We start from the raw sequence: 2,879 nt of genomic DNA on the forward strand, positions 1-2,879 counted from the left end.
GTTTATAGCTGCATGATTGATTTAAAGTTCCTATACAGGAATGATCATCACCGATAACTAATAAATCAGTGAATCCGTTATGATCGAAATCGGTTTTATAAAAGCTTTTGTTTAGATCTAATTGATTAGCTAGTTTTAAATTTTCTTGGGATTGTAAGTCATCATTTTTGAAATCCTGGATTCTTTTTACGTTATAATTAATGAATGATGAGTCTATTCGTCTTACCAAAGTCTGAACTTCATTTACAGATTGAATAGAATCAATTTCTGTTTCGGTAATTGAAGATTTTTTTTTGCAGTTAAAAATAGCTATAGGAATTGTGAGTATTAAAGATATGGATAATATAGATTTTAATATTTTCATTTCCAGATTTTTATAAATTCAGCTATTCCGTTTTTTATTCCCAAGAAATAATCTCCTTTTTTGAATTTGGGAAGTATTTTTTCGTTCATCACCTGCTCACAGATTTCATCTGTCAATATATTTTCAACTCCTTTCCCTGTTGAGATTTTTATTTTTCTCAATTTAGAACTGTACACTATAGTAAGTCCATTATTTTTTCCGGGATCTCCGATTCCCCAATGATTAGACAAATCAAGTGCATATTGATCAAAATTATTTTCGTTCAGATTTTTGTTGATAGAAACAATTGCAATTTTATTGGTTGTTGTTTTATCATATTCGGAAAGGATTGTATTTAAATTCTGGATTTCTGCTGAGGTGAGTGTATTTTCATAATCTGAAACATACCCTAAAGATTCAGGGAATGAAGTGACAGAATTTTCCGATATATATTGATGTTGTTTTTCCTTACTCTGATTGTTTTTGCATTGGAGGAATGCTAACATAACAAAGGAGAGTATAATTAATTTTCTCATTGGCATTTCCTGATTGTTAATAATTACTTCCTCAAAATTTTGTCCATGGTTTTACCCTTTGCCAGCTCATCAATCAGTTTATCCAGATAACGGACCTGTTGTATAAGCTTATCTTCAATTTCTTCCACACGATACCCGCAGATCACTCCTGTAATCTTTGAAACGTTCGGATTCATTTGTGGTGCCTGGGAGAAAAAATCTTCGAAGTTTGTTTTGTTATTGATATGATATTGTAATGTTTCTTCATTGTAGCCTGTCAGCCAGAAAATGATTTCATGCACTTCGGACCGGCTACGGCCTTTTTTCTCAGCTTTTGCAATATAATGCGGATATACGCCGGCAAAAGACATTTTGTATACTCGGGAGTTATTATTCATGCTGTTGATAACTGAATTGAGTGAAATTTATTCATGCAATATAATCAATTTTATAAGGCCAGAATTCAGTGTGACGAGTGTCGGGATAGAGAGGAGTTACTGTAGTTTTTTCGAAATTATCTTTTTTATTGTTGTTTTTAGATATAAAATCTCTGAATTAATCGGGAATATATCGAAACGTATTATTTTATTCGGACCAGTCCTTGACGTTGTATCCTTTAACTCCTGAAAATTCTATTTTCTCTATTTTCAAAGATGAAAAAAACTGAGCAACAGTTGGGTTCCAAACAGCATGATTTTGCTCCATTAAACTAACTACCTGACTAGGTATTTCCTCTTCAAATGTTATGATGATTAGAGGATAGACAAAAGAGTTTCTGGAAGCAGCTCCTAACATATTAACATCACAAAGGAATATTTTGAGGACATAATATTTTGTACTAGGTACTATTTTGGGATCAAAAATCCACCCTTTTACATTTATATTTTTATTTTGTAATTCACTATAAAAATTGGAAAAAGGCTTTCCATAAAACTGAGTTTTATTAGGAATTATGGAATTTAGTTTAGGAACAATATCATTATAAAAGTTAATATAATCTGAAGCTGTTTGAGCTTTTATATTTCCTGTAATAAGAAATAAACTGAATAAAAATATTGCTTTAGTTATTAATAAACTTTTCATAAAATCTTATTCTGGAAATTATTTTTTTAAGAAAATAGAATTTCACTTGGCTGAATAATCTGTACTATTATATCCTCTTACTCCAATAAATTTTATACTTTCAATTTTAAGATTTGCAAAAAACTCAGCAAAAGTAGGGTTCCATTGCGCATGATACTGGCTAATCATATTATTTACCTGATTCGGTATTTCATCTTTAAAAGTAATAGAAATACGCGGGTCATTATAGGAGCTAATTGATGCAATACGAAGCATACTCATATCAGAAAGAAATAATTTCAAAATGTAGTATTTTGTTCCTGGAGTAACTTTTGTATCACAAAATAATCCGACAACTTTCACATCCTTATTTTGTAACTCATTATAAAAATTAGAAAATGGCTGGTCATAAAATTGGGTTTTATTTGAAATAATAGGATTCAATTTGGTTATGGTATTATTATAGAAGGTTATATAATCAGTATTTGTTTGAGCTTTTATATTTTCTGTAATAAGAAATAAACAGAATAAATGCATTACTTTAGTTATTAATAGTTTTTTCATTGTTATTTTAGAGATAAAGCCCATGAATATCGAAACGTATTATTTATTCGGACCAGTCCTTGACGTTGTATCCTTTAACTCCTGAAAATTCTATTTTCTCTACTTTCAAAGATGAAAAAAACTGAGCAACAGTTGGGTTCCAAACAGCATGATTTTGTTCCATTAAACTAACTACCTGACTAGGTATTTCATCTTCAAATGTTACAGACATTCGGGGAGAACGAAAAGAATTTTCTTTTGCTACCCGAAGCAAACTCATATCAGAAAAAAATAGTGTTAAGACATAATATTTTGTGCCAGGTACTATTTTGGGATCAAAAATCCAACCTTTTACACTTATATTTTTATTTTGTAATTCACTATAAAAATTGGAAAAAGGCTTTCCATAAAACTGA

5 protein-coding genes and 1 pseudogene are annotated in these 2,879 nt (G+C 30.0%); all 6 read right to left on the reverse strand.

The annotated features are described in order from the left end of the window. Nucleotides 1-364, reverse strand: a pseudogene (locus Q0A18_RS07735) (hypothetical protein); the annotation flags it as partial. Further along, the gene (locus tag Q0A18_RS07740; RefSeq protein ID WP_292009574.1) at nt 361-849 is read right to left on the reverse strand and encodes a TPM domain-containing protein; all 489 of its coding nucleotides are present in this window, start codon (nt 847-849) and stop codon (nt 361-363) included. The pseudogene Q0A18_RS07735 and the gene Q0A18_RS07740, both read right to left, overlap by 4 nt. Nucleotides 850-902: 53 nt before the next feature. Then, a complete protein-coding gene (locus Q0A18_RS07745; RefSeq protein ID WP_292009575.1) occupies nt 903-1,256 on the reverse strand; it encodes a DUF2200 domain-containing protein in 354 nt (117 codons plus the stop codon). A 187-nt stretch (nt 1,257-1,443) separates the two neighbouring features. Then, the gene (locus Q0A18_RS07750; RefSeq protein WP_292009576.1) at nt 1,444-1,941 is read right to left on the reverse strand and encodes a hypothetical protein; all 498 of its coding nucleotides are present in this window, start codon (nt 1,939-1,941) and stop codon (nt 1,444-1,446) included. Between the two features lie 42 nt (nt 1,942-1,983). Beyond that, nucleotides 1,984-2,484, reverse strand: coding sequence for a hypothetical protein (locus tag Q0A18_RS07755; protein WP_292009577.1), 501 nt, complete (start codon nt 2,482-2,484; stop codon nt 1,984-1,986). Nucleotides 2,485-2,527: 43 nt separating this feature from the next. After that, the coding region (locus Q0A18_RS07760) for a hypothetical protein (RefSeq protein WP_292009578.1) at nt 2,528-2,879 on the reverse strand (352 nt) is incomplete at its 5' end.

Origin of the sequence: Chryseobacterium sp., from assembly GCF_022712095.1 — a bacterium.
Classification (GTDB): domain Bacteria; phylum Bacteroidota; class Bacteroidia; order Flavobacteriales; family Weeksellaceae; genus Chryseobacterium.

Excerpts from the sequence above, each read along its gene's own strand:
- Q0A18_RS07740 (WP_292009574.1), bottom strand. The coding sequence starts at position 849 with ATGTTAGCATTCCTCCAATGCAAAAACAATCAGAGTAAGGAAAAACAA.
- Q0A18_RS07745 (WP_292009575.1), bottom strand. The coding sequence starts at position 1,256 with ATGAATAATAACTCCCGAGTATACAAAATGTCTTTTGCCGGCGTATAT.
- Q0A18_RS07750 (WP_292009576.1), bottom strand. The coding sequence starts at position 1,941 with ATGAAAAGTTTATTAATAACTAAAGCAATATTTTTATTCAGTTTATTT.
- Q0A18_RS07755 (WP_292009577.1), bottom strand. The coding sequence starts at position 2,484 with ATGAAAAAACTATTAATAACTAAAGTAATGCATTTATTCTGTTTATTT.